This is a genomic window from Halocella sp. SP3-1 (assembly GCF_003953885.1).
Lineage (GTDB): Bacteria > Bacillota > Halanaerobiia > Halanaerobiales > DTU029 > Iocasia > Iocasia fonsfrigidae.
Genome location: NZ_CP032760.1, coordinates 2,707,827 through 2,733,361, shown reverse-complemented (window position 1 = coordinate 2,733,361; position 25,535 = coordinate 2,707,827). Strand labels below are relative to the sequence as shown.

The following is a 25,535-nucleotide window of genomic DNA, read 5'->3' as shown; positions in this document are numbered from 1 at the left end:
TTGGAGGAGAGAATAATGAAGAGAATTATAGTTTTAATGATGGTTTTTATATTGCTTATTTCATGTTTTGTCAGAGCCGATGGTTTTAAGGATGTACCTACTGATCACTGGGCATATCAAAGTGTAAAAAAACTTGTTGATGCAGGGTTATTATCATTACATGAAGATGGTACGTTCAGGGGACAGGATAAGGTTTCACGCTATCAATTGGCAGAGATTTTGGCCCGTATACTGGAAGGGATCAATGATGCTGGGACACAGGTTAATAAAAATGATATGAATTTAATCAGAAAGTTATCTGTTGAGTTTCAGGAAGAATTAGTTGATCTTGCTGTACGTGGAGATGCCTTTCAAGAACAGATTGAGGAATTGCAGAAGAAGGATATGATCCAGGATGAATTTATGACAGAGATAAAAGATATTGATATAGCTTCTTTAAATAATAGTGTAAAAAAAGTAGATACCCGTGTAAGTAATGTAGAAGATGATGTCTCCAGGATTATTGAAAACATTATTAAGATAAAAACACTGGAAGAAGAATTACAGGATCTACGTGCCAAAGTGGTGGAACTGGAAGAAGATATGAATGAGAGATTGAGTCTTCTGGAAGATATGAAATTACAGTCCACTAATGAAACAATAGAACAATTGAAAGATAATATATCGGTTAATCAAGCTCGGATAAATTCGCTACAAAGGGAAGTAAACAGCTTGAAAGGTGAAGTCAATGATAAAAATAGTGAAATAAAAGAACTGGAAAGCAAGAAAAATAATTCTGAAAAGGCAATCTATGCTATTGGTGGAATTGCATTATTATTGTTATTATTAGGCAACTAAATGGAGGTAGGGATATGTTTCGGAAATATTTGAGACAGATAAGTATTTTCACCTTAATCATACTTATGTTTTATGCTATTATTCCGGTAATATCTCCTATAACTACATGTCAAACAGTAAAGGCCTCTATTGAAAACGATGATATTTATCGTGGGATGGGGGTTGCCCTATTATTAATTATCCTATCTAAAATTGCTCAATCAAGTGATTCAGGGAAGGGTAGTGTCAGGATAGATATAGATAATCCTGATTATGATAGTAATGAGATAGACATGTTGGCTAAGGTTATTTATGCTGAGGCAAGAGGAGAGGCTTATGAAGGGCAGGTTGCCGTTGGAGCGGTTGTTATAAACAGGGTAAAAAACCCTGGTTTTCCAGATACAATAACAGATGTGGTATATCAACCCGGGCAATTTACGTCAGTAACAGATGGACAGATTAATCTTAGACCTAATGATACGGCATACCGGGCAGCCAGAGATGCTATAAATGGGAAAGACCCTTCAAGGGGTGCTCTCTTTTTCTATAACCCGAAAACAGCTGAGACATTATGGTGGTTATCTACCAGGGAAAAAACTGTAGTTATTGGTAATCATGTATTTGCTAAATAAAATAAACGAATATAATAAAGGACTATTGTCTAGAGATGCAATAGTCCTTTTTGATATTATTCAGGATTATTTTCATTATAAACAGGTAATATATATGCTCCAGTAATTTCTTCATTTTCATTAAGGTCAATTAACTGAAACATGTTACCATCACGCTGTGTTTCGGTTATATCTTTAACAGTTACTGGAAATAATCTTTCATCACTGCTGACGATTAAAATATGTTTATCTTGGGGGACACTTAAAACAGCAGCCATCTGATGAATTTTCGAACCACAGGTTTTAAGACCTTTTCCATTACGTTTTTGAACTTTATATTCTTTAATTGCTGTTCTTTTGGCTTTCCCACTTGTTGAAATAGCTATAATAAAGTCATTATCATTGAGTAGATTGGAACTAACAATGCTATCGTTTTTTTCAAGTTTGATACCAATTTTGCCCATGGTATTTCTGCCTGTATCATTTACGGATTTTTCATTAAATCTAATGGTTTGGCCAGCTTTTGTAGCCAGCATTATTTCCTGATTCCCATCACTTATAAAGACATCAACAACTTCATCTTTTTTCTTAAGATTAATAGCTTTTATTGAATTATAGTTTGTAAAATATTCTTTAGCGGCTGTCTTTTTAACCATTCCATTTTTGGTAGTAATTGTAATGTACTGCTGCTTGATTTCTTCATTTAGACAAATAATATTAACAATCTTTTCTTTTAGAGGGATTTTTAAATATTTCTTAATGCTTTCTCCTGTAGATAAACCGTGGTGTTCTTCAATGTTATGGATAGGAATAGTATAGACATCACCAGTATTAGTAAAGAATAGAAGGGGATCCAGGCTGCTGCCTTTTAATACTGTAGTAATATAATCTTTTTTACTGGTTCTGGCATATTCTTTAGAATTTGTTCGTTTTATGTTCTGACGGTAGGAAAAAGTTATAATAGCATCTTTATCTTTAATAAGGTCTTCTTCAGAAATCTGGGCTTTCTTTTCATCAGCTATTATTTCTGTTCTTCTTTTATCACTAAATCTATTTTTTATTTCATTTAATTCATCCTTCAATAAATCATCCAGCTTATCTTGATTATTCAGTATGGCTTGATATGTTTTTATATCAGCAGCTAAATCTTTGGCTTCAGCCAGTAATTTCTCTGTTTCCATACCTACCAGGCGTTGGAGCTGCATTTCCAGGATAGCAGTTGCCTGTTCTTGGCTTATCTTCAGCTTATTAATTAGATTTTTCCTTGCTTCACTGGTTGATTGAGAGTTTCTAATGATAGATATTACGAGATCCATTTTGTCAATAGCCTTAATAAGCCCTTCTAAAATATGGTGTCTCATAGTGGCTTTTTCAAGTTTGTGTTTGGTTCTTCTGGTAATAACCTTGCGTCGAAAGTCAATAAAATGTTGTAAGATTGTCCTTAGATTCATTGTAAGGGGTTTCTGGCCAACCAGTGCTAACATATTGATGCGATAAGAGGTCTGCATTGAGGAATATTTGTATAGCCTATTTAAAATTAGTTCAGTATCTGTATTAGCCTTTAATTCAATAACAACTCTGATGCCTTCCTGGTCAGTTTCATCACGAAGGTCAGAGATACCATCAATTTTACCACTATTGACAAGATCAGCAATTTCTTCAATTAAACGAGATTTATTTAATTGGTAGGGTATTTCAGTAATAATTATATTTGTTTTTTTACCTTTTTTCTCTATTTTGGTTTTAGCTCTCAGGATAATTTTACCTTTGCCGGTTTTATAAGCATCAATAATGCCATTATTCCCCACAATCTGCGCCCCTGTAGGGAAATCTGGTCCAGGTAAGTACTTCATCAGTGTTTCTAATCTGGCATTAGGGTGTTTTAAGAGGTGGAGTAAGGCATCGATTGTTTCATTGATGTTATGTGGTGGTATATCTGTACTCATGCCAACAGCAATACCACTGGCACCATTAACCAGTAGGTTAGGGATTCTGGAGGGTAAAATAACAGGTTCCTGTAGTGAACCATCAAAATTATCAGTAAAATCTACAGTATTAAGATTGATATCAGAGAGAATACTCTCGGCCAACTCGGTTAATCTAACTTCAGTATAGCGCATAGCTGCGGCACTATCACCATCTATTGACCCAAAATTACCGTGACCATCTATTAATTGATACCTCTGATTAAAATGCTGTGCCATTCTAACCATAGCAGCATATACTGCTGCATCACCATGAGGATGATATTTACCAAGTACTTCACCAACTACCCTGGCAGATTTTTTGTGGGGTTTGTTATGAAAAAGGCTTATTTCACGGGCAGCATAAAGTATGCGCCTGTGAACAGGTTTTAACCCATCTCTGACATCCGGGAGGGCCCTGGAGGCAATAACACTTAAAGAATAGTTTAGGTAAGACTCCCGCATTTTATCTTCAATAGCTATGGGGGTAATCTTTTCTGTCATATAAATTACTCCTTTCAAAATATAACACTATGTATTATAATTATTTACAATATCTATTATTCCATATATTATGGACTACGTCAAACAAAACCATTTAAATGGTGGTAAAATATTATCTCTTTTGTTATAATAGATTGAAGAAGGAAGGTGTAAGTCATGTCATTGTTTGAGGAACAGGTATATGATGCTAAACAGATTCAAATACTTGAGGGATTAGAAGCAGTAAGAAAGAGACCTGGAATGTATATAGGAAGTACAGGTATTAAAGGATTACATCACCTTGTCTGGGAAGTGGTAGATAATAGTATTGATGAATTTCTGGCTGGTCATGGTAATCAGATTACAATAACTGTTAATGAAGATAATAGTGTGACTGTACAGGATAATGGTCGTGGGATTCCGGCTGATATTCATCCAGATACAGGATTGCCAGCTGCCCAGATTGTTTTGACGACATTACATGCTGGGGGTAAATTTAATAGTAATAGTTATAAAGTATCTGGTGGTTTACATGGTGTAGGTGTCTCAGTAGTAAATGCCTTATCAGAGTGGTTAGAATTGACTACCTGTTGGAATGGCAATAAATATATCCAGCGTTATGAAAGAGGACTACCGGTTACTGAATTAACTAAAGAGGGCAGTGTTAATTATAGTGGAACAACTATCACTTTTATGCCTGATTCAGAAATATTTGAACTTGTTGAATTTAAGTTCGAAACATTGGCACATCGTTTTCAGGAATCAGCTTTTTTAAATAAAGAATTAACCCTGATTTTAAAAGATAATAGAGAGAAAGAACCTAAAGAGGAAAAATATCAGTATGATGGTGGGATCAGGGCTTTTGTAGAATATTTAAATAAAAATCGAAATGTGATAAATAAACAGGTTATTTATCAGGAAGAAAAGATAGATGATTATTATATTGAAATGGGAATACAGTATAATGATGGATATTCAGAAAGGATTTTTTCCTATGCTAATAATATACATACTATTGATGGTGGTTATCATGTAACCGGGTTTAAAACAGCACTGACAAAGGCTATAAATAATTTTGCCAGAAACAATAAACTCATCAAGCAAAAAGATTCGACTCTAAATGGTAATGATGTTCGTGAAGGTATTACGGCTATTATTAATGTTAAATTACCAGATCCACAGTTTGAAGGTCAAACGAAAACCAAGCTTGGTAATAGTGAATTAAGGAGCATTGTTGAGAGTTCTGTGTATGAATATCTAAGCCTATATCTTGATTCCAATCCAGAGGTAGGGAAAACAATTGTTGATAAAGCCCTGCAGGCAGTAAGGGCCCGTAAAGCCTCTAAAAAAGCCAGAGAACTAACCAGAAGAAAAAATGCCTTAAACAGTAATTCCCTCCCTGGGAAACTGGCTGATTGTGCCAGTAGAAAACCAGAAGAAAGTGAGATATTTATTGTTGAGGGGGATTCTGCCGGAGGTTCAGCTAAACAGGGGCGCAATAGGCATTTTCAGGCTATTTTACCTCTAAAAGGTAAAATATTAAATGTTGAAAGGGCAAGATTGGATAAAATTCTTAATAATAATGAGATTGTAACAATTATTACTGCTCTAGGTACTGGTGTTGGAGAAGAGTTTAATATAAATAAACTAAGGTATCATAAGATTATTATTATGACAGATGCAGATGTAGATGGTGCTCATATTGCTACTTTAATCTTAACATTGTTTTATCGCTATATGCCTGAACTGGTTGAGAATAGTCATGTATACCTGGCCCAACCCCCTTTGTATAAAGTATCCTGGAGGAGTAATGAACAATATCTATATTCTGATCAGGAATTAGTTAATTTTAAACAGGAAAATCCAGAGAAAAAAATTTCAATCCAACGGTATAAAGGTCTTGGTGAAATGAATCCTAAGCAGTTATATGAGACAACCATGGACCCAGAAAAGAGGAAGTTGCAGCTAATTGAAATTGATGACGAAATTGAAGCAGATGAGGTATTTACTCATTTAATGGGCTCAAATGCTAGCCTCCGCCGGGAGTTTATTATAGAAAATGCTGAAATGGTTGAAGAACTGGATCTTTAATTGTGTTGGAAATCAGATATACCCACTTAACCCGGAAAGACATTTTAAATGTAATTATCCCTTGAATCAGGCTAGTTCTGACTGGGGTAAAGCACAGATAACGCAAAATTAAAAAGACACACGATTTAATAGTATTTAATAGTGTTAAATAGGGAGTGTCAAAAATATGATGATTCATTTAAAGATATTATAGATGAGTGTATAATCTAAGCGATTATGGAGTTTAGGTAAGATATCCCTTTCATATTGATATCGGAAGTACAAAATGTCAAATTTGCTATAAGGATGCCGAAGAAATAAAAGCTTTTTTTTAGCTAAGGTAAATGATTAGGTAAAATTATTTATAAGATAGACTAAAAAAATAATATTGGCGGATCATACCCTGGAATCTTAGGATCCAGGGTCTTATTATTTCTATCATAAAGGACTAATTTGTTAATAATCAAGGAGATTTTAAGCTTGATACTTATCCATCAATTACAATTCAATATAATGTTTTCATATAGCCATATAAAAACCATGAATAATAAATCTAAATTCTCTGTAATTGATAACTAAGATTTTATTATGTGCTTATCCTAGAATCATTTCTTATTCCACTTTATTTCATAGCCAATGATATCTGCAATTTCCTTTACTTCTTGATATTGTATAGTACCTCGTCGTAATTTATTGCTTAAATTTTCAGGGGAGTAATTGCTATTATATCTTTTCCCTAATTCAGCAGCAACATCTTTAATAGTCCAGCCTGTTTCTATTATTTTTGCTTTTATTTCATTTTTGATGCTCATAAACAACCTCCTTTACAATTATTATACTAAGCTGATAGTCAATAAGCAAACGATTCAGTTATGAAAATTATATTTAAGTATTGACAATAAAATGAGATAATATTATAATAAAGTTATAAAACAAACTAATAAGTTATTAATATAACTATAGAATTATATTACTTATGAATAAGGAGGCTGATTAATTTATTAAAAAATATTAAAAGGAAAGTAAGACAATAGAATTTGAGGCAAACATAATTATATCCTCAAATAAGTAAGAACTTATCTGAGGAGAAACAAAAACTTTTATTAGAATTGGATTTTTCGTAGGTAGTAATCTAGTTATTGCCGAAAGAATTAGGTATTGGCAGGGCTTTAAAGATGCTTATAAACTATTTGCTATGCTTGATTCTTGAAAAAAGTGAGTTTATTAAATAAAAACCTATATAATTGTTGAGATAATTAAGTTTACTATGAAATTAATAAAAATCCGGCTATGATTGAGAGATGCAGGAAAAATACTATAAATTAAGAATATATAATATATAGTAAGGTATTATAAAGTAAATCTCAAGATATGGGATGAATAACAGATGAGTGCTAAAAAGTTAAGGATATCTTCCAAGCAGCAGCAAGCTTTGGAGGCTTTAAAAACTGAACTGGCTAAAGGATATTATCCTATTGAGGAATATATAATCTTTGACTCTGTAGCTCCGGGGTGAGGTTGAAGAATGGTTCCGATCTTGATCTTTTAGCATTATCATTCCAGATAATCAGCCATAGAATAAAACATGTTATTTATGGTATAGTAACAGAGAACTTCACCATGAAGAGAGCAGGAATCGAACCTACTTTGATGAAATGGCTTTCTCACTTTTCGTCTGAATTTCAAAGACCCATCAGTAGGCTAATGCCTAGAAGTAGGGCTACCAATGAAGATGACAGTAAATATTTTAGAAATGGATATATGTTTAAAATTTATAAAGCGGAGTATTCCCGTTACGCCAAAGAGTGGCTACCCTTCGGGACATAGCCGATTACTGTTAACAGACTCCTATTCTGCAAAAGTCAGATGGTATAATAACTATTGCCAATCCGAGGGTTGGTTGATAACTTCTTGAGCTGTGTGAAGGGAAACTGTCATGCACAGTTCTGATGGGGGAAAGGAGCTGTGAGATTCCCGACCTACCAGATTACATTCAATATACTTCGTCAATACCTAAATGTTCTAGGTAGCCAAACAGCGTATAACAACAGAGTATTCTCACAAGACCAGCCTGGCCCTGCGGGACATTGTCTTTGGCATGTTTTTTGCTTTACATTTTAGGGTAATATGGGCAAAAAATCATGCCAATCCTTATGTTAATTATGATTGTATATAATTGTTCAGGATCGACAACGTCGGGAGTACTCGGGACGGTATGTGAAAGTACGACCAGCTTTAAGTAAACTTATATTTGGAGGAGATAAAATGAACTTATGGGAAAAGTTTTTACGTTCTAAAAAAATAAGAGGTATTATTCGGATTAATTTGGGGTTTTCATTATTTAGAAGTCACTTGTTTGACATAAATATTCCAAAAGGGACTTCAATATATTTTTTTGATTATTTACTTTATAAAAAAACAGCTAGAAAAAAATCATTTAAAGATTTTAAAAAATGGTTAGATGCACGAAAATTAATTTGATAATTATTATAATTGAAAACGAAAAAGGGTCTTAGATGGAACTACTAATTTTTGAATTGATTTTGAATAGGTAAAGACATTGATATTTATAAATGAAATTTTCAATTGATAATATTAATCTTTTGTATTATTTAATAGTTAAATATTGTCACAACCAGTAGGAAATAATTGTTCAAGCTACTTCACATAACAAATCAGGAGTATTTCCGTAATTGCAAGAAAGCAAAAGCCCAAATGAATCTTAAGAGATTTCATTTGAGCTTTAAAATATGATTAACTATGGCCACCCAGTGCTGAAGTACGGCAATTATTAAAGCTCGTACTACTTTAAAGGCATTAGGGGAGAGGATATTTTTTCTCAAACTCATCCCAATATTGGATTAAAATGTCCTGAACTTCAGAGTACAAAATATACGGGGTGTATGTCAAAAAAGCAGGCACCTCCTCGAACCTCCTACTCTTTTGATTTTATTGATTTGAGTTTGTATTTGTTCTTATTTACTATATTTTACATTCAATCGGGATTTCCTTTTGGTTTTGGATAAAAATAATTATTTTATATCGACTTTTTCAATGAGAACTATCTAGTAACTATGAGGTAGCATAGTCGACGTGAGTTAGGTTAAAGTCGGAGATGACGTTAGATGACATTGAAGATTTTAAAAATAAGATATGGAGGTTAAAGATGAGTTATATAGATTTGCATATTCATTCATCCTACAGTAATGATGGAGAGTTTGAACCTAAAGCATTAGTTGATCAATGCTTAGAAAGAAAAATAAAGTATTTTTCTATTGCAGACCACAATTGTATAAAAGCCATACATGAAGCAAAATTGTATTGTAAAGATAAAGATATTGAAATAATTCCAGCAGTAGAATTGGATTGTATTTTTGATACCGTTAACCTGCATGTGTTAGGCTATGGGATAGACTATCAAAGCTCAATATTTAATGAAATTGAAAAAAATATTATACTACAAGAACAAACTGCTTCCCAGAAACGTATAAAATTGATTCGGGAATTAGGGATAGATTTTTCCGATGAAATTATTGCAGACTTGTCTAAGAACGGTATAGTTACTGGTGAAATGATTGCTGAAGCTGCTATGCAATTTGATAAGGAACATACAAACCCTCTACTCAAGTCTTATTATGAACATGGTTCTAGAAGTGATAACCCTTATGTTAATTTTTATTGGGATTATTGTGCCCAGGGTAAGCCAGCCTATGCTGAAGTAAAATTTATAAAATTACAAGAAGCAATTAAAGTTATAGAAAAAAATGGAGGCATACCTGTTTTAGCACATCCTGGAAACAACATTAAAGAAAATGGTGCTTTACTAGAAGCTATTATTGGCTGTGGTATTAAAGGGATAGAAGTTTATAGTAGTTACCATAGTAAAAAACAAATGTTATTTTATAAAGAATTTGCACTAAGGCATAAATTGCTCTTAACTTGTGGTAGTGATTTTCACGGGAAAACAAAACCCAGTATATCAATAGGTTATTCAAACTGTGAGAATAATGAAGAAGACATTATACTAGCACTAAAAAGGGCATTAAACCGATAATTCCTTGAGTGTAGGGGGACGTATCATGAAATTATTAAAATCTATACTATTTGCAGTAATATTAGCAACTTTTCTAGGGGCTTGATATAACTAGAATAAGTGATTCATTTAATTATGGGAAAAAATAAAAAGGTGATATAATGATAGATATTAATAATATAGTAGAAAAAGTTTTAAGTAATACAAATAGTGCTGTAGTAAAATATAAAATTATGATTGAAATATTTGATACAGATAAAAATGATACAGAAATAAAGAAATTAAGAAAAGAGTTAGATGAAAGTAAAAGAGTTCAAGATATTATTAGTGAACAACGGGAAGATGGAAGTTGGGGTAGGTTTCATTCACAAAATACTAAGATAAAGCAAAAATATAAAACTACTGAGTCTGCTATTATATACTTAAGTAATTTAGGATTAAAAAGAGGAGATAGACCGGTAGATAAAGCTTGCAATTATATGGAAGAATTATTAAATAAAAGATTACATTGGCCTGATGCATGGGAAAAGAACAAATGGTTTCTGGCTGGTGTTGATTTATTTATTACTTCCAAATTATCTATGTTTGGTTGCGAAGATGAGAAATATAATGATATAGTTGAGAAATGGAGTACAATATTATTTGAGACTCTATCTGGTGGAGAATATAAAAGTGAAGTAGTTAATGAAATAGCTAAAGAAATTATAGGTGTAGATATTCATAATAGTTATATTGGTTTAAATTCTATAAATTGTGTTATTCTTCTTACGAATAATAGACATAGATTATCAGATGATTTACAAAAGAAATATTTAAATTGGCTTCATACATATGAGAAAAATGTTTTTTATACTACTGCTTATTTGAAAAAGCATCCTAAGGATATAGTAAATGTGGGTGAATTATCGGACTGGATAGTTGTGATGACATATTTATCTAAATTAGATGGATTTTATGAAGAGTTTAAAGATGAGATTAATTGGTTATTAAGATTAAATGAAGATAATGATTTTTGGGATTTAGGAAAGGCATTAACTAAACAGAGATTATCAGATAATTGGAGAAAACAAATAAATAGAAAAATAGATCAGACAGTTTACATTCTAGGTATTCTGAAAAATTGTAATATTAAATAATAAGTATAAAGAATGATTAGCGCATAACAAAACGGCTCCCTCCCCGAACCTCCCATTTTGGTATGCTTGGGCTCCATACATCACTAACATGAGGTTTAAGGTTCCACTATCGTTCCACCCAAATTCATTCGGCAAGGGCAGTCGGTGCGCCAAGAAAAGAGCATATCATATAGTAGGTGGGATTCCTACTGAGGAAGGTTTAGCAAACCACTCATAGCGAGTTTTGGACATTTATTGGGTAACCATAGATGTTAAGCGTAAACAGTTAGGTAGTAGGCGGTAAGCATTTAGCTGAAGGGATTGAGCCTCGAAATCTTGGAGATTGGGAAAGGCCGATGCTGTCGACTGAGCAGAAGGCAACATTATAGTATTCGATAAGCGAGAATACAATAACACCCCGGGGTCGGAGACCTCCGCATGCTATACATAGATATGATATTGTTAACTTGGGAGGCCCTGTAATTTCTACGCAGAGAGATAGGATGTAACCAAGCGATAACAAAGTAAGGACATCTAATATTACAGGGAGTCGGATAATCGCATAGTACCGAGGAAGCAGAGTAATGCCTGTGGATGGGAAGGCGATTACACAAGATTAATCTTAAAAGGGAAACATATTCTATACACAGAGATAGGTGAAAATGTGGAAACGAAACTTGCAAGAATAGCTGAAGTAGCTAGAAATAGACCTAATGAAAGATTTACATCACTAATACATCTAATTAATTATGAATTGATAGTCAAATGTCATCATGAACTAGCTGGAAACAAAGCAGCTGGAGTAGATGAAGTAACAAAAGCGGAGTATGGAAAGAATCTTCCAGGGAATGTTAAGAGCTTAATAGCTAGAATGAAAAGATGGGCATATAGGCCATTACCTGCGAAAAGGGTATATATTCCAAAAGAAAATGGGAAGAAGAGACCGCTAGGGATTCCAGCATACGAAGACAAACTAGTTCAAAAGGCACTATCAAAGATTCTAAATGCGATATATGAAGAAGACTTTCTTGAATGTTCATTTGGTTTTCGTCCAGGAAGAAACTGTCATGATGCCTTGAGAATATTAGGAAGAATAGTTAACAGAGATGATATTAACTATGTAGTTGATACAGATATTAAAGGATTCTTTGATAATGTAGACCACGGGTGGATGATGAAATTCATTGACCATCGAATTAAAGATCCTAATATACAACGACTCATATCGAGACTTCTTCGGGCTGGAGTCATGGAGGCAGGAATAAAATATGACACTCCACAAGGAACACCGCAAGGTGGAGTCTGTTCTCCAATTATGGCGAATTTATATCTACATTATGTTGTTGACCTATGGTTTAATAAAACAATGCGTAAAGAGTTAAAGGGTAAAGCTTACATGGTGAGATACGCAGATGATATAATATTTTGCCTACAGTATAAAGAAGATGTAAAATACTTCTATAAAGCAATGAAAGAAAGAATATCCAAATTCGGTTTAGAGTTATCAGAAGAGAAAACTAAGATAGTAAATGTATCTGCTGATGATGACAATGACACATTTGATTTTCTTGGATTTACCCATTATATGGGTAAATGTAAGGATGGAATCAAACGACTAAAGAGAAAGACAAGTAATAAGCGATATCATCGTAGTATAATGAGATGTAAATCCTGGCTAAAATATAATAGAACTCTTCCAGTAAAAGAACTAATGAGGAAGTTAAACAGAAAACTAACAGGAACATACAACTATTATGCAGTATCAGATAACAGCAAAAGTATTGATAGCCTGTATGATGAGGTTCAAAAGCTAGTTTATAAATGGTTAAACAGACGCAGTCAAAAGAAAAGCTTTGACTGGGAGAAGTTCGAAATATTCTTGGAGAAATATCCTATTGTCAAGCCAAGAATAAAAGTAAATTTATATAGATTAGGTGCTGGTGCTAGTTATGTTAGGTGAATAATCGAGTGAAGAGCCGTATGCCTAAATAGGGCACGTACGGTTCTGTGAGGAGTTGGGGTTGTAAAGCCCCGCTTACTTGACCCCTAAGCTTCATGAATTTCTTAAATCTCTGGTACATTATCTGCAATACCAGCCTAGATAAATGATATAGTGTATGTGTAGTACTATGGAATTAAAAGGGTATTTTTACATTTGTTCAGTATAGATTATTTAACCTAGGTATGATATATTCTAGTCAAATAGATAGTTAGGAATTTTTTATGGAGACATTAAAAACAATAGTAGAAAGAAGAAGTATGAGCTGGATAGACTTTAATCTGTTTAACCCCACACAACTGTGCACGGAATGTCGGATGCCCAGATTATATCTTTATTATTATATTGATAGAAAGGAGGTCATCTTCATTTACAAGGGCTTTTAAAAGGTTTCATGGTATAATTCCATCAGAAGCCCGAAATAATGATCGTTCTTTGAAAGCCTTTCCAGCGATGACCTTCCAATTATCAATTAAAGGGGGAAAATCGATGAATTACCAAATTGTAGAGAAAGAGGCTTTAGTATTGTAGGAATAATGAAAAGAGTACCTATAGTTTTTAAAGGAACTAATCCTGAGATTAACTCTATGTGGAAGAAATTAGATGATGAGATGATTAATACTCTAAAGCAACTATCAAACATTGAACTACAGGGTATTATTCAGGTCTCTGCAAATTTTTCAGAAGGAAGAATGGAGGAAAAAGGAGAACTTGACCATTATATAGGTGTAGCAACAACTAAAGACTATTCTGGTAATCTGGTATCTTTAGAAGTTCCTGCTTTAACCTGGGCTGTATTTGAATCAGTAGGACCATTTCCAGATACCTTACAGGATACATGGGGACGGATCTATGTGGAGTGGTTTCCATCCTCAAATTACGAAATAGCTGAAGGGCCGGAGATACTGTGGAATGAAAGTAAAGACACATCATCAGAAAAATATAAAAGCGGAATCTGGATACCAGTTGTAAAGAAATAAATCTAGAGAAGTAAATTTTAAAAAGTCCGGTTGGGGTCAGGGTATATTCTCAGTATGAGCGAAATGTTGGGGAAACGTCTCATACCGATCAGCTATTGAAAAGTCATGCTGACCTACTTATGGATATAGATTTAGTTAATGGGCAGGTTCGATGCAAGGTCTCTTGCCAATATTATATATCAGGGACAGTTAGAGTCATGAAAATCTTTGGTGAGAGAAAAGGTTTATATGTTCGATAGTCATATGTATTAGTCAAATCAAGGTCAAGAATGGAAGGATAAGGAGTCTAAAGATGAACATTTTTACTCACAAGAAAATGCAATAATTTTATTATGACTTATTCAAAATTATTAAGAAGGTTTTATTCCCCCGGCAATTAGAAATATGGAAATCCATATGCCCTTGAATTATGGTAATTTTCTCTGGGGGTGGTCTGACCGTTTTCTGCAGCATATGGAAAAAGTAAATACTCGTTTTGTACTGGTCAATGGAACAGGTGGTTATTCAGACGGTTTTGATAATATAGAGAATTTAGAGAAACTTCCTGATAATTATACAGGGGTTATATGGACAAATAGAATAGATAAAATTGCTTCATATTTGAAATAATATTTTCATGTTACAGAATTTTTTAAGATCTTATATCATTCAGAGTACAATAGCAATTATTTTAGCACTATTAGTTCAATTCAAACATGTTCAAGAGAATGGAGTTGTTAAGTAAAAAAGAATGAGGTATAATCAAGACAAGAATTTCAGGAAAGGGTGAAATTTACTTAAAATTATGATTATCAGTACTTTAACCGTTCAGTAATTGCAGGCATAAAGAAGGTAAAAGCTGATTTCTGAGACCAGCAATATGATAAGAAATGAGGGAAATGGAAGTGGAACATTTTAATGATTTTTTCGTCTAAATTAATAGAGAGGCAAAAATACGAGGAGATGTTATAGATGAAAAATAAAGCTATTATAATATTAGTGTTGTTGCTTATTGTCTTTTCTACATTAATGGCTTATGGTCAGGATGAAGAAAAAATTGATATGTATGACAGGCAGGAGTCAATAATGCAAAAGTTTAATGACTTACTGCAGATGGAAAAGGGTTTAAAATGGATTTTGGACTTTATTAATAATAATATTTCACTCATATCAGAAGAAAAAGCGTCACAGATGATTAATGAATTTGAGGATTTCCAAAGAAATCATCTATCCAGTGTGGAAGGAAAGTTTTATAGTAATGATCAGCAAATGAGAATATATAAAATCTATCAAAATGGATTTGATCTCAGTAAAATTAATAATATAAATGAAGTAAATAAACTAGCTGATCAAGAATTAAAAGAATTTTTAATAGAGACAAGAAAGAGTGGCTATAAAGTGGAGACTGCGGAAGGTATGTTTTTTCCTATAATCGATTATCAATTTTATCAGCGATATAGTCCCCATCTAACTACTGATATGGAGGAGTATATCAATATCATGTCTGTTGAATCAAAGGAAGTTCCGGCCAAAGATGCAGCCCTAGTTATTGGATGGGATGAAGTTCTGAATAGGGCATTGTCACAGGAAGAATTTATTATCCAATACCCTGATTCAATAAAAATAGATAATATAAAAGAGTTGTATAATAAATATCTTACTTTTATATTTTATGGCTTGAATAACACTCCTCTTTTCACCTATGACTCAAAGATGATAGAGGCTGAGGCCAGGAATATCTATTCAGAGATGGTAAAAAATAAGCAATCCAGGAATAGTAGTTTGCTTGAGTCCTTAAAAGATTTCCTCAAACTATTAGAAACAAATAATTATAAATTAACAGATGAAGTTAAGAAATATAGACAAAGAGCTGTGGAAGATATACTTTCTATCTATAGTTCACCAGAAAATAATTTAAAAGAGATTATTGCAGCTATGCAAACAGATATTAATGTCTTAAAAGAAAATAGTAATGTTCAAAAAATACATGAATCTAATTATGGAGATTCAACTCAGCTAACTCAAGTATTAAAGATTACAGATATTGAAATTCAGTTTGATGCACTGAAAGGGAGAAGTTTTACCAGTAATTTTAGAAGCCACTATACTGTAGGAAAAAGTTATCCCTATTATCTTGATACAGCGATGGGAGGCCAGAGGGGTATAACTGTTAAAGATAACTTTGGAATCTGGCATTCGTTTTCTTATCGAGTAAATATAATGGAGTGAAAAATATATCTCACAGGTCTAATATGATTTAAATATTGAATATCTTCAAATTATATGGTAATATAAGAATAGAATTTTTGAAAGTGAGGGTTGTAAAATGGGTGGTTTTGCAAGAATTCGCCAGTTAGTTGGCTAATTCAACAAACTGAATAAATAATAAGGTGAAGGTTGAAATTTACAGAACATAAGAAACTTAGTTGTTTTATTTCATCTTATTTGCGGATTCTTAATGAACATTATTCAACACCCTTTTAATAATATAATTAATTAAAAGCCGTGGTTCCTGTTGGATCACGTCATTTCTATGTCTTGATAATATATATCATTTTTTGAAGATATTTATCTTTTTATATAGTGTGTTTTTCTTGAATATATTATAAGGATATTAGAAAATATATGTGCAATTGAAGGTTGTAGGTGAACTCTATGTTCATTTGCAACCTCTTTTTAATTTCCTATGATAAACAATAATTAGGGCTAAAAATATGTTATTAGTTTATTTATGCAATAAACTAGCAAGGTTCAATGTCATAGGAATTATATGAATGTTTATTTTTAAGAATCCGCTTATAAGAATATTTAAATTAAAGGAGTGGATTCTTAAAATGGATAAAGGTCAACTGCAATTAAAGTATACACAAAATTTTTTGCAAAGTTCTAGTTTGATAATTGATTTAATCGAAAAGACTAATCTAACTGAGGATGATTATGTGTTGGAAATAGGTTCAGGTAAAGGGATTATTACTAGAGAATTGGCTGAAATGGTTAAACAAGTGGTGGCTATAGAATATGATCAATCCCTTTGTCGATATTTAAATAATATGTTTTTACCCAGTAAAAATGTGGAGATTATAGAGCAGAATTTTTTAAACTATAGTTTACCAAAAAATAAAAGATATAAAGTGTTTGCCAGTATCCCTTTTAATATAACAGCAGAAATAATAAAAAAATTAACAGAAATCTCAAGAGCACCTAAGGATTCCTATCTGATTATCCAAAAAGAAGCAGCCTGGAAATATACTGGGCAGTCTTATTATAAGGGATCACTTCGTTCTTTACTGTTAAAACCATATTTTGAATTTGAGATAATTCATAGATTCAAAAGGAAAGATTTTAGACCGATACCAGATGTTGATATAGTTATGCTGCATATTAAGAAAAGACGAGAGTTGTTGATTAAAGAAGGACAGGGAAGACTTTACCAGGATTTCCTAGCATATATTTTTAGTCAAAATAATAATGGGTTAAAAAATAAGTGTAAAAACATTTTTAGCTACAGGCAGTTTAAACGCCTGGCGAGTGATAATGGATTTAAGATGAAAGCTGATCCAACTGATCTTAATTTTGAACAGTGGTACCAACTTTTTTGTTTCTTTTCTTCTGCACCTGGTATGACTGTGAAAAAACGAAAATTAGTAAACGGGGCTTATTCCAGTTTGCTCAATCAATAGAAGAAATTAGATAAAATGCATCGAAACCGTAACTAGATAGATGATGGTGCTATTTTTGCATCAAGATCATCAGTAATAAAATATATTTCACCTTATACTATGTAGAGGTAATTCCGCCAGGACAATTTAAAAGGGATTTAGTGAAGAAATAATAGAGATTTTGGACCGGTTCCATGATTTTGTAAGATTGAAAGAAGGAATTTATTAATTAATGACTAAGAAGATGTAAATAGAAGGCATAATGTTTTGTTTTACTGTTTAAACTTTTGTTTAACCGGGGATTAAAATACATAATAGGTTGGTGAATTTATGAAAGATATAAGAATTCTTTTTGCTGATGATGAAGCTGAAATAAGGGAATTGCTTGAACAATATTTAAGCAGGGAAGGTTACCATGTTGATACAGTTTCAGATGGAGAGGGTGCTGTAGAGTTATTTAAAAAAAGAGAGTATAATTTAGTAATACTGGATATCATGCTGCCTGGTACTGATGGCATTGAAGTCTGTAAATTGATCAGAGATAGGGCAAATATCCCTATTATTATGCTTACTGCAAAAGATAGTGAAATTGACAGGATTCTCGGGCTGAGGATTGGGGCTGATGATTATATTACAAAGCCTTTTTCGATGGCTGAACTTATTGCCAGGGTTAAAGCCCAATTGCGGAGGTTTTATATGCTGGGAGGGGATGATAGTAGGAATAGCAGTCATGGAAATGGTCTGCTTGAATTTGGTTCTTTATCTATTGACCTGGATAGATATCTGGTATATAAAGATGGAGAGGAAGTCAAACTAACATCAACTGAATTTAAGATTTTAAAAATATTAATAGCTGATCCAGGAAAGGTATATACAAAAAAACAGATTTTTAATAAGGTCTGGGGAGACGACTATCTTGAAGCTGATAACAATGTAATGGTGCATATCAGGAGATTGAGAAAGAAAATCGAGGAAGACCCTCAGAATCCCCAGTTTATTATAACTGTCTGGGGAATTGGTTACCGTTTTTCGGAAGGTGAATAAGATGTTTAAATTGGAATTGAGTCTAATTATTTCACTAATTTTTTTAAATATAACATTGTTTTTTTTGATAGAAACTACTCCGATAGAACTTGCTATTTTTATATTATTAAGTATTGTATTCATTATTTTATTATACCGAATTATTAAAAGGAAAAAAATATATCATTCAATACTTAATTATCTTAGAGATATTTTAGCAGGGAATCTTAACCGTCGTGTATATATAGGGGATATTGGTATTTATTCAGAAATGGTAGTAATTTTAAATCAAATAACAGAGAAATTACAGGAAGAGATTATTACAAGTAAAGAGGCTGATGAGGCACGCAAAAGACTTCTATCCAATATTTCTCATGATATCAGGACACCTTTAACTTCTATTCTGGGTTATGTTGAGGCCTTAAGGGATGATCTAGCTTTAGACAAGGAAGAGAAGGAAAAATATCTTGATACCCTGGTTACTAAAGCAGAAAATCTCAAAAGACTAGTAGATGAAATATTCCAAATGGCCCGGCTTGATGCTGATGATTTTGAATTAAATTTTCAATTACTTGATCTGGCGGAGATTATTCGAGAATGTCTAATAGATTTTCTACCTGGAATAAAGCAGGAAGGCTTTGATATGAAAATAAATATACCTGAAGATGAATGTATAATTTATGCTGACCGTTTAAGTGTTGAAAGAATAATCAAAAATATCTTAAAAAATAGTATTGAGTACGGCAAAGATGGTGGGTTTATTGGGGTTGAATTGTCTCCGTTTGAGAAGGGTTTTATTTTATCTGTCTGGGATAAAGGACAAGGTATAGAAGAAAAGGATATTCCTTATGTCTTTGAACGCCTTTATATGGGAGAAAAAAGCAGGAATAAATCTCTGGTAGGTAGTGGTAGTGGGTTGGGTCTGGCAATAGCGAAAAAATTGCTGGAAGAGCATGGAGGTAAGATTGGTTTGGAGAGTATTCCTGGGGAAAAAACGGTTTTTAAATTATATTTTCCGGGAATCTGACAAATCTAGGTGATTTAAATTTCTTCTTAAGAAAATCTTAAGGAATTATTAAGTACAATGTAAAATTTATTATTATATAATGGAGACAGTAAAAGAGGAGGTATCAAATATGGATAGAATAATTGAAACTATAAACCTTTCCAAACATTATGGTCTCCAGAAAGCTGTAGATAGGATTAATATAACAGTAAGACCTGGAGAAATATATGGCTTTTTAGGACGTAATGGGGCTGGGAAAACAACGACCATCAGGATGTTGTTAGGTTTAATCAGACCAAGTGAAGGGGAAATCAAAATATTTGGGGAAGATTTTTCAGCAAATAAAAGAGAAATCTTAAATAGGATTGGGTCTACCATTGAATTTTCAGGATTTTATAATAACCTTTCTGCAGTGGATAATCTTAAGATAAATACTACCTTGATAGGTATTAAGAAAAAAGATGCTATCAAAGAAGTATTAAATATAGTTGGGCTTTACGAAGAAAGAAATAAAGCAGTAGGAAATTATTCCCTGGGAATGAAACAGAGGCTGGGAATAGCCAGGGCAATACTGCATGATCCTGAACTTTTAATTCTGGATGAGCCAACAAATGGCTTAGACCCGGTAGGAATAAAGGAGATAAGGAAATTGATCAAGACCTTAGCTGAGAAAAAGAAAATTACTATTTTTATGTCCAGCCATATTTTAAGTGAGGTGGAACAGTTAGCTGATACCATCGGGGTAATTCATGAAGGACGTCTGGTGGAAGAGATTAATTTTGAAGAATTAAGAAAGAAGAATAGGAGATATATTGAACTAAAGGTATCTGATGATGCCCGGACTGCGCTGCTGTTGGAAAATGAATTTGGTATAGAAGATTATGAGGTTTATCCGGAAGAGACTATTAGAATATATACAGACCATGATAAGGTAGCCAGGATTAATAAAGTCTTAGTTAATGAAGATATTGAAGTAAGCAAAATTAAACTTAGTGAAGATAATCTGGAAGATTATTTTGTTAAATTAACAGGGGGTGAGGTAATTGAATAGTTTAGTATATACTGAATTACTGAAAATGAAAAATTCAAAGATGTTTCTGCTTAGTTTGCTGGGAGGAATTGTATCTCCGTTATTGACCTTTTTTATGCTACTTGCTCATCACCAGCAAAACCCGGCAGAAACTCTTACTATGAAGAGTTTTTTAAGTCAAACACATCTATTTATCGCCTTTTTAGTTGGTACAATGCTTTTTGCTTTAATCACCACCTATTTATTTAACAGGGAATTTGAGGAAGACACACTTAAAAATCTATTAACGATTCCAGTTGGACGGACACAGTTAGTTTTGAGTAAATTATTTATTCTAATAGTCTGGATTGAAATAATAATGATTTATTCCTTTTTCATGGTTATTTTATTAGGATTAATAGGGGGATTTGAGGGTTTTCAGACCAATATATTACTGTTATCCTTTAAAAAATATATCTTCACCGGTTTTTTACTTTATTTATTAACACCAGTCATAACTCTGATCACTATTTTATTTAGAACTTATATACCATCAATTGCCTTCAGTATATTTGCTACTCTAGCTACTTTGGTTATCATGAACTCGAAATATATAGCCTTATATCCCTGGGGTATTCCTGTTTTAATGACAATGAATAATCAGCAGTCAGAATACCCAATTCTAATAAGTTGGCTAATTATTATTGGAGTCTTCATTATATCTTTAACTGCTACTCTTATTTATTTCAATAAAACAGATATAGATTAGTTGGCTAAGCTAAAAGTTGATAGGTTACCCTGTGTGTTTAGGATAATTGTTAGGAATACATTAAAAGATATAAGTAAAAAGCATAAAGAATTAGTGAAAAAACATTGTTGGAGGTATCAGATGAATAATAATATATCAATTTTAGGAATCAAAGTAGATTTAGGTATTTATAAGCGAGGAGCAAATAATGGTCCAGATGCTATAAGAAAAGCAGGTCTAATCAGAGGACTTGAATGTAAAGGATATAATGTTTATGATGAAGGAGATTGGGATTCAGATGTAGAATTAGTTGATCACTTAAATGATTTTAATAATGTTTCTTTAGATATTAGGATTGTTACTAAAGAATTTGAACGATTAGCAAACAAAGTAAAAAACTTTTGTACTACTGATAAATTTTCTTTAATTATTGGTGGTGATCATAGTATTTCTATAGCAACTATTGCAGGGATATCTTTAAATTATAATAATTTGGGAATTATTTGGTTTGATGCCCATGCAGACCTTAATACACCAGATACCTCTCTTAGCGGGAATATATATGGAATGCCTTTAGCTGTAAACCTTGGGTATGGTTATCCTAGATTTTTGGAAGTAGGATATTCAGGTCCTAAAGTTAAACATAAAAATATAGTCCTTGTTGGTACTAGAGAATTAGATCCGGGAGAAATAAAGTTTATAGATAATCATGACATAAAAGTTTTTTCGATGAAAGAAATTAACCGAAAGGGTATAGAGAATGTAATGATAGATGTATTAGATTATTTAGGAAAAAACTGTGATGGGATTCATTTAAGTTTTGATATGGATGTATTAGATCCTAATTATGTTCCTGGTGTTCGTACTCCTTGTGCAGATGGTGTATCATTATCTGATGGAATTATTGCTATGAAAACAATACGCGAATCAAAATTATTAAGCTCAGCGGAATTTGTTGAGGTGAATCCTAAGTTGGATGTTAACCAACAAACTGCGAGAAATGTGGTAAAGTTAGTTGAAAATTTACTTTAAAAATGTTATCTATATAGTTGTGGTGGCCTATACTTATAAAAGTATTAAATAATATAATCTTGTACTACAGAGTATGGCAAGATGGTAAAAAGAAGTAAGCGTTATAATATAGTTTTAGAAAAGATCAGCTAGGGAGGTATTAAATGATGGCTAAAAAAGAAGTATTAATGATTGGTAATCCAAAGTTAAGAGAAAAATCGTCAAATATGACTGATTTTACTGGAGAATTACTAGAAGTTGTTCAAGATTTGAAGGATACATTGTCTTTTCTTCAAGATGAAAAGAATATAGGTAGAGCACTGGCAGCTCCACAAATAGGTCATATGAAAAAGGTAGTTTACTATAAATCAAATGATGAAGAGATGGTTATGGTTAACCCAGAAATCATCTGGAAAAGTGAAGAAATGTTTGATGTTTGGGATAGTTGTTTTAGTTTTGATGTTGCTTTCTTTGTTAATATTGCCAGACATAAGAGTATAAGAGTTAAATATCAAAATGAAACGGGAAAAGAACTAATCAAACAATTTAATGATGATTTGTCAGAATTATTTCAACATGAAATCGACCATCTTTCTGGCAAGTTGGCTACTGACTATTTAGTTGATAATAAGATTATAATGAGAAATGAATGGGAAAGGAGATATAAATAAAAAAAAAGAAATTAATTTATGGTTAAATATAAAAGATGAATTTATTGCAGCGATAGTCAGATGAAAAATTATAATATTAGCTTTAGATTAAGTAAATATGTAAGCCCAACCTTAAAAAGGTGGGCTAATTTTTTATATTATAACCTTTGACCTATATATTAAAGAAGGAGAAAAGAAATATATGGATAATTATAAAATATAAGGCAAGCGGCATATGAGGTCAATGAAGAGTATATCAAATTTTGCTAAGGGGGTTTTAATATGATGACTCAAGATGATATTTTAATTAACAGGTTATCACATTTTGTACCCAATAGTGATGATGATACAGAACAAACTAAGCAAGACCTGGTTTTAAGTGGACTCTATCATACTGAGAAATCAAGTGTTACTGTCTTGGAATTAAAAGAACAAATTCGTAATAGCCTAGGTGTACAAATAAATAAAAACGAATTAGTTCAAATTTTAAACGATTTAGTAGCTATTAATTATGTATTAAAATCAAAAAATAAATTTATGCTTATACCAGAAAAATATGATGAAATTAAGGAAAAAATAAATTTAGGGCATAAAAATCAAGATAAAATATTAAATATATGGTTATATAATGAAATACGTCCACATTACCTTTTTCTTTCTAATAGTGACCTAAAAATAATAAAAAAAGATTTTATTTTATTTTTAAAAACTCTATTTATTAGACATGGTCTTGAAAGTTTATCTTTAATAATGAATAATATTAATAATTTATTCCAAAACAGTCTGGATATGAAAAGCGTAATTGATTCATTACCTAATAGGAATAAAGAAATTAAATTGATTGAGTATAATGAATTTCCTGGTTTTTTTTCTAGAGCAGATAAAGAACGGGCTGCTTATTTAATACAATTTTTGGATAAGGCCTTTAAGTTTTTAACAGTGGTTTGTGACCCGAAAATAATGGATAATTTTAAAGAAAAAGTGAAAGGTAAAAAGATATATTTGGATTCAAGTGTAGTTTATAGATTAGAAAATCTACAAGGTGAAGATAGGCATAAAATAACAAAAGAAGTAGTAGAAATGTGCCATAGTTTTGATATAGACTTAAGAGTAAGTATGAAGACTTTAGAGGAATTAAGAGAAAGATTATCTTATGATGCAAAATTGTTAAAAAAATACCCGGTAAAAATTGAATTAGCTAAAATTGGTTATAGTAATATTACTCAGGAAAATTATGTTACGACATATTGGAGAGAAAATAGTATAAAAGGAACCTCTCTTAAAGATTTTATTAATCATTATAAACATATAGATGATTTATTAAAAAAAGATGGTATTAATATAGAAAAAAAACATCCTGATTTGCCCAATGATTTTAATAAAAAAATCAATGAATATATCTCAATTTTTAGAAAAATAGATCCAGAAGGAAAGATAAAAATGGATTATTCTGTTGAACATGACGCCTATAATTTAGCAATGATAGATTATTACAGAAATGATGAATGCAGTAATATTATGGACACAAACGCATGGTTTCTTACAACTGATCATTTTATTATAAATTTACAAAAAACTGAATTGAAAAACACAGTGCCTCTAGCAATCCTGCCTTCACAATTAATTCAAATATTAAGATTTGTCACTCCTGTAAATAATTTATATAATGAGGCATTTATAAATCTTTTTTCTAATTCTCTTAAATCTTCACGAAATTCAATATCTACCAAAACTGCCCAGGAAATATTATCAAGAATCGGTAAGTATAAAGGTTCACCTTCATTAGCAAAAAAAATACTATTAGACAGTTATTTTGTCCATCAATTTGAAAAATGCAAGTCTGATGGTGAAAAAGAAGAAATGATATATGACAATTTAATTAGTAAAGCAGAAGAAATGAAGGTTCAACTAGAAAAGGCAAATAAAAAAATTAATATTTTTGAAAATACTAAAGAAGAATTGACTTTCAGTTTAAGAAAAGAAGTGAAAAAAAATAGGAAATTAATAGAAAATATTATCAATCATGAAAATCAAATTAGAATTTCAAAAGAGGAGATAGCGGCTAATAATAGAATAATAGACATTCAGAACCAGGTGATTTCTTTTATATGTATATTTGTATTAAGTATAGCTATTATATATATTTTAATAAAGTATTTTGGATGGACGTGGACTAATATTTCACCAATAATTGAGAATATACTCAAAGCTATATTATATATACTATTACCTTCAAGTATAGGTTTTTTATTAAAACCGCTTGTTAAAAAAAATATTATTGATAAATTAATTTATGCTATCTTACAAAAAATTAATCCAAATGATAATGACTAGTAAAATTTATGGATGTGGTGTTATATTCTGATTTCAGAGTAGGTA

At 31.8% G+C, this 25,535-nt stretch carries 21 protein-coding genes and 1 pseudogene; 20 read left to right on the top strand and 2 right to left on the bottom strand.

The window, feature by feature from the left end; translation table 11 throughout:
- The first annotated feature begins 15 nt into the window (after positions 1-15).
- Both D7D81_RS13080 and D7D81_RS13075 read left to right on the top strand, forming a co-directional pair.
- On the top strand, positions 16-837 hold the full coding sequence (locus D7D81_RS13080; protein WP_125990541.1) for an S-layer homology domain-containing protein: 822 nt from the start codon (positions 16-18) through the stop codon (positions 835-837).
- Between the two features lie 14 nt (positions 838-851).
- On the top strand, positions 852-1,448 hold the full coding sequence (locus D7D81_RS13075; protein WP_125990540.1) for a cell wall hydrolase: 597 nt from the start codon (positions 852-854) through the stop codon (positions 1,446-1,448).
- 56 nt (positions 1,449-1,504) lie between these two features.
- On the opposite strand, the gene gyrA is transcribed toward D7D81_RS13075, so the two are convergent.
- Positions 1,505-3,895 carry a DNA gyrase subunit A gene (gene gyrA, locus D7D81_RS13070; protein ID WP_125990539.1) on the bottom strand — a complete coding sequence of 797 codons (2,391 nt, stop codon included), beginning with the start codon at positions 3,893-3,895 and terminating at the stop codon, positions 1,505-1,507.
- 156 nt (positions 3,896-4,051) lie between these two features.
- Between gyrA and gyrB the strand changes: the two genes are divergently transcribed.
- Positions 4,052-5,965, top strand: coding sequence for a DNA topoisomerase (ATP-hydrolyzing) subunit B (gyrB, locus tag D7D81_RS13065; RefSeq protein ID WP_125990538.1), 1,914 nt, complete (start codon positions 4,052-4,054; stop codon positions 5,963-5,965).
- A 584-nt stretch (positions 5,966-6,549) separates the two neighbouring features.
- Here gyrB and D7D81_RS13060 read toward each other — a convergent pair.
- A complete protein-coding gene (locus tag D7D81_RS13060) occupies positions 6,550-6,756 on the bottom strand; it encodes an LLM class flavin-dependent oxidoreductase (protein WP_125990537.1) in 207 nt (68 codons plus the stop codon).
- A 575-nt stretch (positions 6,757-7,331) separates the two neighbouring features.
- On the opposite strand from D7D81_RS13060, the gene D7D81_RS20165 reads away from it, so the two are divergent.
- The 17 genes and pseudogenes from D7D81_RS20165 (at position 7,332) to D7D81_RS12980 (ending at position 25,490) form a co-directional block, all read left to right on the top strand.
- Positions 7,332-7,460, top strand: a complete 129-nt coding sequence (locus D7D81_RS20165; RefSeq protein WP_286169693.1) for a hypothetical protein — start codon at positions 7,332-7,334, stop codon at positions 7,458-7,460.
- Entirely contained in the window at positions 7,457-7,771 is a 315-nt protein-coding gene (locus D7D81_RS19935) for a hypothetical protein (RefSeq protein ID WP_125990536.1), read from the top strand. The genes D7D81_RS20165 and D7D81_RS19935 overlap by 4 nt, the downstream gene beginning before the upstream one ends.
- Positions 7,772-8,209: 438 nt before the next feature.
- Positions 8,210-8,425, top strand: coding sequence for a hypothetical protein (locus D7D81_RS13050; protein WP_125990535.1), 216 nt, complete (start codon positions 8,210-8,212; stop codon positions 8,423-8,425).
- A 685-nt stretch (positions 8,426-9,110) separates the two neighbouring features.
- Positions 9,111-9,998: a PHP domain-containing protein gene (locus tag D7D81_RS13045; protein WP_125990534.1), complete on the top strand. Its 888-nt coding sequence runs from the start codon at positions 9,111-9,113 to the stop codon at positions 9,996-9,998.
- Positions 9,999-10,138: 140 nt separating this feature from the next.
- Positions 10,139-11,113 (top strand): hypothetical protein, encoded by a 975-nt coding sequence (locus D7D81_RS13040; protein ID WP_125990533.1) that lies wholly within the window; start codon positions 10,139-10,141, stop codon positions 11,111-11,113.
- A gap of 643 nt (positions 11,114-11,756) precedes the next feature.
- Positions 11,757-13,052 carry a group II intron reverse transcriptase/maturase gene (ltrA, locus tag D7D81_RS13035; protein WP_125989664.1) on the top strand — a complete coding sequence of 432 codons (1,296 nt, stop codon included), beginning with the start codon at positions 11,757-11,759 and terminating at the stop codon, positions 13,050-13,052.
- A gap of 405 nt (positions 13,053-13,457) precedes the next feature.
- Positions 13,458-14,071: pseudogene (locus D7D81_RS13030) on the top strand (GyrI-like domain-containing protein); the annotation flags it as partial.
- Between the two features lie 384 nt (positions 14,072-14,455).
- Positions 14,456-14,680: a PI-PLC domain-containing protein gene (locus D7D81_RS13025; protein ID WP_125990532.1), complete on the top strand. Its 225-nt coding sequence runs from the start codon at positions 14,456-14,458 to the stop codon at positions 14,678-14,680.
- Between the two features lie 342 nt (positions 14,681-15,022).
- Positions 15,023-16,279 (top strand): hypothetical protein, encoded by a 1,257-nt coding sequence (locus tag D7D81_RS13020; protein WP_125990531.1) that lies wholly within the window; start codon positions 15,023-15,025, stop codon positions 16,277-16,279.
- 605 nt (positions 16,280-16,884) lie between these two features.
- Positions 16,885-17,730, top strand: coding sequence for a 23S ribosomal RNA methyltransferase Erm (gene erm / locus D7D81_RS13015; protein ID WP_164522252.1), 846 nt, complete (start codon positions 16,885-16,887; stop codon positions 17,728-17,730).
- A gap of 309 nt (positions 17,731-18,039) precedes the next feature.
- The gene (locus D7D81_RS13010) at positions 18,040-18,753 is read left to right on the top strand and encodes a response regulator transcription factor (protein WP_125990529.1); all 714 of its coding nucleotides are present in this window, start codon (positions 18,040-18,042) and stop codon (positions 18,751-18,753) included.
- A gap of 1 nt (position 18,754) precedes the next feature.
- Positions 18,755-19,759 carry a sensor histidine kinase gene (locus D7D81_RS13005; RefSeq protein WP_125990528.1) on the top strand — a complete coding sequence of 335 codons (1,005 nt, stop codon included), beginning with the start codon at positions 18,755-18,757 and terminating at the stop codon, positions 19,757-19,759.
- Between the two features lie 109 nt (positions 19,760-19,868).
- A complete protein-coding gene (locus D7D81_RS13000; protein WP_125990527.1) occupies positions 19,869-20,789 on the top strand; it encodes an ABC transporter ATP-binding protein in 921 nt (306 codons plus the stop codon).
- Positions 20,782-21,516, top strand: a complete 735-nt coding sequence (locus tag D7D81_RS12995) for an ABC transporter permease (RefSeq protein WP_125990526.1) — start codon at positions 20,782-20,784, stop codon at positions 21,514-21,516. Before D7D81_RS13000 ends, D7D81_RS12995 begins: the two co-directional genes overlap by 8 nt.
- Before the next feature lie 120 nt (positions 21,517-21,636).
- Positions 21,637-22,527 carry an arginase gene (gene rocF / locus D7D81_RS12990; RefSeq protein WP_125990525.1) on the top strand — a complete coding sequence of 297 codons (891 nt, stop codon included), beginning with the start codon at positions 21,637-21,639 and terminating at the stop codon, positions 22,525-22,527.
- A gap of 143 nt (positions 22,528-22,670) precedes the next feature.
- Positions 22,671-23,177 (top strand): peptide deformylase, encoded by a 507-nt coding sequence (locus tag D7D81_RS12985; RefSeq protein ID WP_125990524.1) that lies wholly within the window; start codon positions 22,671-22,673, stop codon positions 23,175-23,177.
- A 261-nt stretch (positions 23,178-23,438) separates the two neighbouring features.
- The gene (locus D7D81_RS12980; protein WP_125990523.1) at positions 23,439-25,490 is read left to right on the top strand and encodes a hypothetical protein; all 2,052 of its coding nucleotides are present in this window, start codon (positions 23,439-23,441) and stop codon (positions 25,488-25,490) included.
- Positions 25,491-25,535 lie beyond the last annotated feature (45 nt).

Coding starts and splice junctions, on each gene's coding strand:
- D7D81_RS13080 (WP_125990541.1), top strand. CDS start 16: ATGAAGAGAATTATAGTTTTAATGATGGTTTTTATATTGCTTATTTCA.
- D7D81_RS13075 (WP_125990540.1), top strand. CDS start 852: ATGTTTCGGAAATATTTGAGACAGATAAGTATTTTCACCTTAATCATA.
- gyrA (WP_125990539.1), bottom strand. CDS start 3,895: ATGACAGAAAAGATTACCCCCATAGCTATTGAAGATAAAATGCGGGAG.
- gyrB (WP_125990538.1), top strand. CDS start 4,052: ATGTCATTGTTTGAGGAACAGGTATATGATGCTAAACAGATTCAAATA.
- D7D81_RS13060 (WP_125990537.1), bottom strand. CDS start 6,756: ATGAGCATCAAAAATGAAATAAAAGCAAAAATAATAGAAACAGGCTGG.
- D7D81_RS20165 (WP_286169693.1), top strand. CDS start 7,332: ATGAGTGCTAAAAAGTTAAGGATATCTTCCAAGCAGCAGCAAGCTTTG.
- D7D81_RS13050 (WP_125990535.1), top strand. CDS start 8,210: ATGAACTTATGGGAAAAGTTTTTACGTTCTAAAAAAATAAGAGGTATT.
- D7D81_RS13045 (WP_125990534.1), top strand. CDS start 9,111: ATGAGTTATATAGATTTGCATATTCATTCATCCTACAGTAATGATGGA.
- D7D81_RS13040 (WP_125990533.1), top strand. CDS start 10,139: ATGATAGATATTAATAATATAGTAGAAAAAGTTTTAAGTAATACAAAT.
- D7D81_RS13025 (WP_125990532.1), top strand. CDS start 14,456: ATGGAAATCCATATGCCCTTGAATTATGGTAATTTTCTCTGGGGGTGG.
- D7D81_RS13020 (WP_125990531.1), top strand. CDS start 15,023: ATGAAAAATAAAGCTATTATAATATTAGTGTTGTTGCTTATTGTCTTT.
- erm (WP_164522252.1), top strand. CDS start 16,885: ATGGATAAAGGTCAACTGCAATTAAAGTATACACAAAATTTTTTGCAA.
- D7D81_RS13010 (WP_125990529.1), top strand. CDS start 18,040: ATGAAAGATATAAGAATTCTTTTTGCTGATGATGAAGCTGAAATAAGG.
- D7D81_RS13005 (WP_125990528.1), top strand. CDS start 18,755: ATGTTTAAATTGGAATTGAGTCTAATTATTTCACTAATTTTTTTAAAT.
- D7D81_RS13000 (WP_125990527.1), top strand. CDS start 19,869: ATGGATAGAATAATTGAAACTATAAACCTTTCCAAACATTATGGTCTC.
- rocF (WP_125990525.1), top strand. CDS start 21,637: ATGAATAATAATATATCAATTTTAGGAATCAAAGTAGATTTAGGTATT.
- D7D81_RS12985 (WP_125990524.1), top strand. CDS start 22,671: ATGATGGCTAAAAAAGAAGTATTAATGATTGGTAATCCAAAGTTAAGA.
- D7D81_RS12980 (WP_125990523.1), top strand. CDS start 23,439: ATGATGACTCAAGATGATATTTTAATTAACAGGTTATCACATTTTGTA.